We start from the raw sequence: 6335 nt of genomic DNA on the forward strand, positions 1-6335 counted from the left end.
CGGAAGACGGTGGCCGCGTGACCGCCACCGACAGCCGCGCTGACGGCGGCGCCGAAAGCCGCACCGACAGCCGCACCGAGCGCCCGGCCGCGCGGACGGGGATCCGCCCCGCCGGATACGGCCTGATCCGCGTCAAGGGCCGTGGACGAAGCGGCCATGACGGGCGTGACCTCCGTGGCGGATCGTTCCTGCTGCATCGCCGCTCGGCCCTCGTCGCGATCGGGCTGGCCCTGGCCACCGCCGCCGTCTGTGTGGCGTATCTGTGCGTCGGCGAGAGCTTCATCGCCCCCGCCGACGCCGTGAAGGCCGTTCTGCACACCCAGTGGGGCCTCGGGCAGGCCACCCCGAACGATCTCGTCGTCGGCACGCTGCGGCTCCCCCGGATGACGCTCGGTCTGATGGTCGGCGCCGCCTTCGGCATCGCGGGCGCGCTCATCCAGACGGTGGCCCGTAACCCCCTCGCGAGCCCGGACATCATCGGTGTCAGCCAGGGCGCGAGCGCGGTGACCGTGGGCGCGATGACCTACGGGGTCACCTCCTTCGCCGTCCTGCCCTATCTCTCCGTCGCGGGCGGTCTCGCCGCCGCCGCGCTGGTGTACGTCTTCGCCTGGCGCGGCGGGCTTCAGGCGGCCCGCTTCGTGCTCATCGGCATAGGCTTCGCCGTCGCGCTGCGCTCGATCACCCATCTCTTCCTGACCAAGGGCGACTATCTCGTGGCCCAGCAGGCGAAGGTGTGGATGACCGGTTCGCTCAACGGACGCGGCTGGGACGAGGCCGGTCCGCTCGGCTGGGCGCTGCTGGTGCTGCTGCCCGGGGTGCTGTGGGCGGCGCGGGCGCAGCGCACGGTGTCCCTGGACGACGACACCGCGACCGCGCTGGGCGTACGGCTCGGGCGGGTGCGGCTGGGCCTGGTCTCCCTCGGCGTCGTACTCGCGTCGATGGCGACGGGCGCGGCCGGCCCGGTGGACTTCGTGGCGCTGCTCGCCCCGCAGATCGCCCGCCGGATGACCCGGACCGCCCAGATCCCGCTGCTGTGCTCGGCCCTGGCCGGAGCGTTCATCGTCGTCACCGCCGATCTGCTGGCCCGCAAGCTGTTCGCGCCGACCGAACTGCCGGTGGGCGTGCTGACCGCCGCCGTCGGCGCCCCGTATCTGATCCACCTGCTGCTGTCTTCCGGGGGACGCGGCCGTAAGGGAGGCACCGCCGCATGACCGCTTCGGCGTCCACAACGGGTACGACGGGTACCACGGGTACCACGGGTACCACGGGTAAGACGGGAACGGATCCGGTGGAACCCGCTGCCCCGAACCGGCTCACCGCACGTGAGCTGACCCTCGCCTACGAGGACCGGACCGTCGTGGACGGGCTGGACCTGGCGATACCCGACGGCGAGGTCACGGTCATCGTCGGCCCCAACGCCTGCGGCAAGTCCACCCTGCTGCGCGCCCTCGGGCGGCTGCTGCGGCCGCGCGGCGGCGCCGTACTCCTCGACGGCACGGATCTCGCCCGGATCCCCACCAAGAAGATCGCCCGGGCCGTGGGGCTGCTCCCGCAGACCCCGGTCGCGCCCGAGGCGATCACGGTCGCGGACCTCGTCTCCCGTGGCCGCCAACCGCATCAGCACTGGTGGCAGCAGTGGTCGGAGGAGGACGAGCGAGCCGTCACGGACGCCATGGAGCGTACGGACGTGACGGCGCTGGCCGACCGGCCGGTGGACGAGCTGTCCGGCGGGCAGCGGCAGCGCGTATGGATCGCGATGGCGCTCGCGCAGGAGACCGATCTGCTGCTGCTGGACGAGCCGACGACGTATCTGGACATCTCCCACCAGGTGGAGGTGCTGGACCTGGTGCGCCAGCTCAACCATGAACGCGGCCGTACGGTCGTCGCCGTCCTGCACGACCTCAACCAGGCCGCCCGCTACGCCGATCATCTGATCGCGATGAAGGAGGGCCGGATCGTGGCACGCGGCGGCCCGGCGGAGATCGTCACGGCGGAGCTGGTGCACGAGGTGTTCGGCCTGGACTCGGTGGTGGTCCCCGACCCGGTCACCGGCAGCCCCCTCGTCGTCCCGGGCACGCCTTGGCAGGCCGAGCGGGCCTGAGCGACGGGGGACTGAGCGACGGGGGACTGAGCGACGGCGGGCCGGGCGCCGCGCGGCGTCCGCTTCCGGTTCGCGCCGCACGGTAGCCCGGCGTGAACCTCACGGAAGCCGCCGGAGCAAGCCCCCCACCGAGCCCTCCTCAGACCTCAGCCCTTGCGCCGCGCGCGCCACAGCAGGAAGAGCACCGAGGCGATGGCCGCGCCCCGGACGACGAACGGCCAGGTGTCGGTCAGCGCGTCCTTCCAGCCGTCCTCGGGGATCGGCTGACCCCACTTGCGGGCGGCCCGGCCCCACAGCCAGACCCCGGCCCCGGCCCCGACCAGACCGGGTATCCCCATCGAGGCCCACTTCGCCCCGGCCGGGGAGTGGCGGTAGGTGCCGTAGTACGCGATCACCCAGCCGAAGGCGATCGGGATGATGTTGCCCATGACGGCGCCCGCTACGAGCAGCCCGACCGCCACCAGCAGTATCGGGCCGAGCCCGGCCAGCCATTTGGCGACGCCGACCCCGCTCCCGACCCCGCCCGCAGGCTGATCGGCCGCCCTACCGGGCCCGAGCAGCACCCGGCGCAGCCCACCGCGCCGCTTGCCCCCGGCCCCGGCCGCGGCCTTGGCCTTCGCCTCCTCGGCGGCCTCGGCCTCGGCGGCGGCCGCCTCCTCCGCCGCCGCCTTCTCCTCCTCCTCGCGCCGCTCCTGACGCTCCTGCTCCGCCGTCTTGCCCTTGCCGAGCAGTTCGGGGATCTCGATCCCGCCGGTGAACCCCTCGACCGAGCCGTACTGCCCGTCGCGCTGCTCGGGCTGGGCGAACGGGCCCGCCTCCACATGCCACCAGTCCATGTTGGACTCGCGCGGGCTCAGTTCGTCCTCCCCCGCGAGGTGGGGCGGGGAGGCGGCGTTGGACGGGGGCGGGGCGGGGGTGGAGGGCCTCGGCTTGATCAGGGAGGGGGAGCCGTCGCCCGGGCCGCCGCCGGGGCTGCCGCCGGGGCCGCCGCCGTTCCGGCCCGTGCCGGGCACCCCCGGGGCGTCCTCCTCGCGCGGGGTGGGGACCTTACCGGTGAGACCGCTGCTCTTGGCGAGCCCGGCCAGTCTGTCGCGGGCCGCCCGCGCCGCACCTGCGGCTCCCCGCTGCGCCCCACCGCCGCCCGTGCCATTGCCCGAGCCGCCGACCGCTCCGTTGCCCGTACCGCCACCAGCCGGGCCCGGCTCGGCGCCCGTTCCCGAGCCCGGGTCGGGGGGCCGACCGCCCGCGGCGGCCACCACGTCGGCCGGTGAACCCAGCTTGGACAGGATCCGCTTCACCCCGGCCGGGCTGTCCGCCCCTCCGGTGGTCCGGCGATGGTCGATATCGGCCCTTAGCCCGGAGACCAGTCGCATGCGTTCACCGGACGACAGACCCTGCTGCTGAGCCAGGTCACCGACACGGCTCAGATAGTCGTAGACGAGCTTTTCGCTCTCGATCCCCACCAAGACCCCTGAGAATGCGCACGGTCGGCGTATCGGTCGGGTCCGACGGTACCGCGCGGAAGCGGAGTCCCGCCGCACCCCCTGCGTCCCGCACCCCGCGGGTACTGTGGATCGAATGAGCAGTTCATGGAATCGGGAAGGCTGAAATGCCCGAAGAGACCAGCTCGCGCAACCGGGAGGCATGAGTTGCCCGCAGACACCGGCCGTGGGGACACCGGCCACGGGGACGGCGGCCCACGGGACACCGGCCCAGGGGACGGCGGCCACGCCAACCGTGGTCGCGGGATGCCGCGCACACTCGCCGAGGAGCTGCGGACCCGGCCCGACGACGCCCTCGCCGCCCTGCTGCGCGCCCGCCCCGATCTGCTCTCCCCGGTCCCGAACGACCTCACCCAGCTCGCCACCCGGGCCGGCACCCGCGCCTCGGTGGTACGGGCCGTGGAGCGGCTCGACCGGTTCGCGCTGCAAACCGCCGAGGCGCTGGCGGTCGCGCCCGACCCGTGCCCGTACGAAACCCTGCGGGATCTGCTGACGGGCGATGAGGGCACGGCGGAGGCTGCGGGTCAGGCGGAGGAGGCTGCGGGACAGGCGGAGGAGGCTGAGGGACAGGCAGCGGAGACTGAGGGACAGGCAGCGGAGACTGCGGGCCAGGCGGAGGAGACTGCGGGCCAGGCGGCGGAGGCTAAGGGGCAGGCGGAGGAGGCTGCGGGTCAGGGGGACGCCCGGGGTGCGGGTCAGGGGGACGCCCGGGGTGCGGGGGACGCGTCGTCGTCCGTCGAACCCGTCATCCAGGCCACCTCGCCCCGCACCCCCGCCGGCCCCCCGCCCGGCACCGGCGCCGCCCTCCCCGCCGAGGAACGCGCGGTGATCGCGGCCAAGCTGCCGCGTGCCGTGGCCACCCTGCGCGACCAGGCCCTGGTCTGGGGCGGTGACGACCGGCTCCGTCTCGTCCGCACCGCCCGCGAACTGCTCGCGCCCTCCTCCACCTCGCCCTCCCCGACCGGTCTCGGCCCGACCGTCCAGGAGGCCACGGCCGGGATGTCGCCGGGTCGGCTACAGGAGCTGCTCGCGGGCGCCGGGCTGCCGGCCACCCACGATCCGGTCACGGCGGTGGCGGCCCTGGCCGAGCTGTTCCAGGACCGCGCCCGGATGGCGGCGCTGCTGGACGGGGCGCCGTCGGGCGCGGCGGGCGTGCTGGCCAAGCTGACCTGGGGACCGCCGTACGGGGAGGCGTCCGTCGCCTCGCCCACCCCGCCCGTCGGCTGGCTGCTGGACCGCGGACTGCTGCTGCCGTCCGGGCCGCGCAACGTGGTGCTGCCCCGCGAGGTCGCCCTGCATCTGCGCCACGGCCGGGCGCACCGCGCCCCCGAGCCGCTGGCCCCGCCGCTCTCGCCCACCGCCGAGCACGATCCACAGGCTGTGGACAACGCCGCCGCGGGCCAGACCTTCACCGCCCTGGCCACCGTCGAGGAGCTGCTGGGGCAGTGGGAGAGCGCCGGACCGCCGGTGTTGCGCGCGGGCGGGCTGAGCGTCCGCGACCTCAAGCGGGCCGCCGTGGCACTCGACGTGGCCGAACCGGTGGCCGCCTTCTGGATCGAGCTGGCCTACGCGGCCGGGCTGGTGGCCTCCGACGGCGAGACCGACGAGCGCTACGCCCCCACCCCCGCCTACGACGACTGGCTGCGGCTGCCCGCCGAGGAGCGCTGGGCGCGGCTCGCCGCCGCCTGGCTGCCCGCGACCCGTACGGCGGGCCTGGTCGGCGGCCGGGACAACCGGGGCCGCACCCTCGCCGCGCTCGGCCCGGACCTGGACCGCTCCCCGGCCCCCGAGGTCCGCCGCCGGGTCCTCGAACTCCTGGCCACCCTCCCGTCCGGCGCCGCGCCCGCCCCCGACGTTCTGCTGACCCGGCTGCGGTGGGAGCGGCCGACCAGCCACCGCGGGGCCCCCGCCGCGGCCGGTACCACCCCGGGTGCCTCCTCGCCCGGCGGGGCGGCCGCCGGCGCCACCGCACCCACCTGGACCGCCCCCAGCAGGGAGGACCTGCGTTCGCGGCTGGCCCGCTGGGCCGTGGCCGAGGCCGAAATGCTCGGGATCACCGGCCGCGGCGCGCTCTCCTCCCACGGCCGCGCCCTGCTGGAACGCCACCCGGACGAACCGCCTGCCGCCAGGAGCGACATCGCGTTCGCGCACGCCGCGCGACTGCTCGCGCCGCTGCTCCCCGAGCCCCTCGACCACGTCCTGCTCCAGGCCGACCTGACCGCCGTCGCGCCCGGCCCCCTGGAACGGCCGCTCGCCGAGACGCTGGGCATCCTCGCCGACGTCGAGTCCAAGGGCGGCGCGACCGTGTACCGCTTCACGCCCGAGTCCGTACGCCGTGCGCTGGACGCCGGGCGGACCGCCGACGATGTGCACACCTTCCTCGCCGCGCACTCCCGCACCCCGGTGCCCCAGCCGCTCACCTATCTCGTCAACGATGTGGCCCGTAAGCACGGCCGACTGCGCATCGGCACCGCCTCCGCGTATCTGCGCTGCGACGACGACGCACTGCTCGCCGAGATCCTCGCCGACCGCCGCTCGGCGGGGCTGCGGCTGCGCCGCCTCGCCCCCACCGTCCTGGCCGCCCAGGCGCCGCCGGACACGCTGCTGGAGGGGCTGCGGGCGATGGGGTACGCCCCGGCCGCCGAGTCCGCCGAGGGCGATGTGCTGGTCAGCCGCCGCGAAGCCCAGCGCACCCCGCCCCGTACGCCGCCCGTGCCGGTCCCGGAGGGCCC

At 75.3% G+C, this 6335-nt stretch carries 4 protein-coding genes; 3 read left to right on the forward strand and 1 reads right to left on the reverse strand.

The features are described from left to right. The first annotated feature begins 101 nt into the window (after positions 1 to 101). Complete coding sequence (locus tag KN815_RS45135) at positions 102 to 1211, forward strand: FecCD family ABC transporter permease (protein ID WP_216347607.1); 1110 nt, start codon at positions 102 to 104, stop codon at positions 1209 to 1211. After that, complete coding sequence (locus KN815_RS45140; protein WP_372458635.1) at positions 1208 to 2101, forward strand: ABC transporter ATP-binding protein; 894 nt, start codon at positions 1208 to 1210, stop codon at positions 2099 to 2101. The genes KN815_RS45135 and KN815_RS45140 overlap by 4 nt, the downstream gene beginning before the upstream one ends. 146 nt (positions 2102 to 2247) lie before the next feature. Here KN815_RS45140 and KN815_RS45145 read toward each other — a convergent pair whose 3' ends face one another. After that, positions 2248 to 3564, reverse strand: a complete 1317-nt coding sequence (locus KN815_RS45145) for a hypothetical protein (protein ID WP_216347605.1) — start codon at positions 3562 to 3564, stop codon at positions 2248 to 2250. A gap of 285 nt (positions 3565 to 3849) precedes the next feature. Here KN815_RS45145 and KN815_RS45150 point away from each other — a divergent pair. Beyond that, on the forward strand, positions 3850 to 6335 hold a 2486-nt coding region (locus tag KN815_RS45150), incomplete at its 3' end, for a helicase-associated domain-containing protein (RefSeq protein ID WP_253209647.1).

It is taken from the genome of Streptomyces niphimycinicus, from assembly GCF_018883605.1.
GTDB classification, from domain to species: Bacteria; Actinomycetota; Actinomycetes; order Streptomycetales; family Streptomycetaceae; genus Streptomyces; species Streptomyces niphimycinicus.

Coding starts and splice junctions, on each gene's coding strand:
- KN815_RS45140 (WP_372458635.1), top strand. CDS start 1,208: ATGACCGCTTCGGCGTCCACAACGGGTACGACGGGTACCACGGGTACC.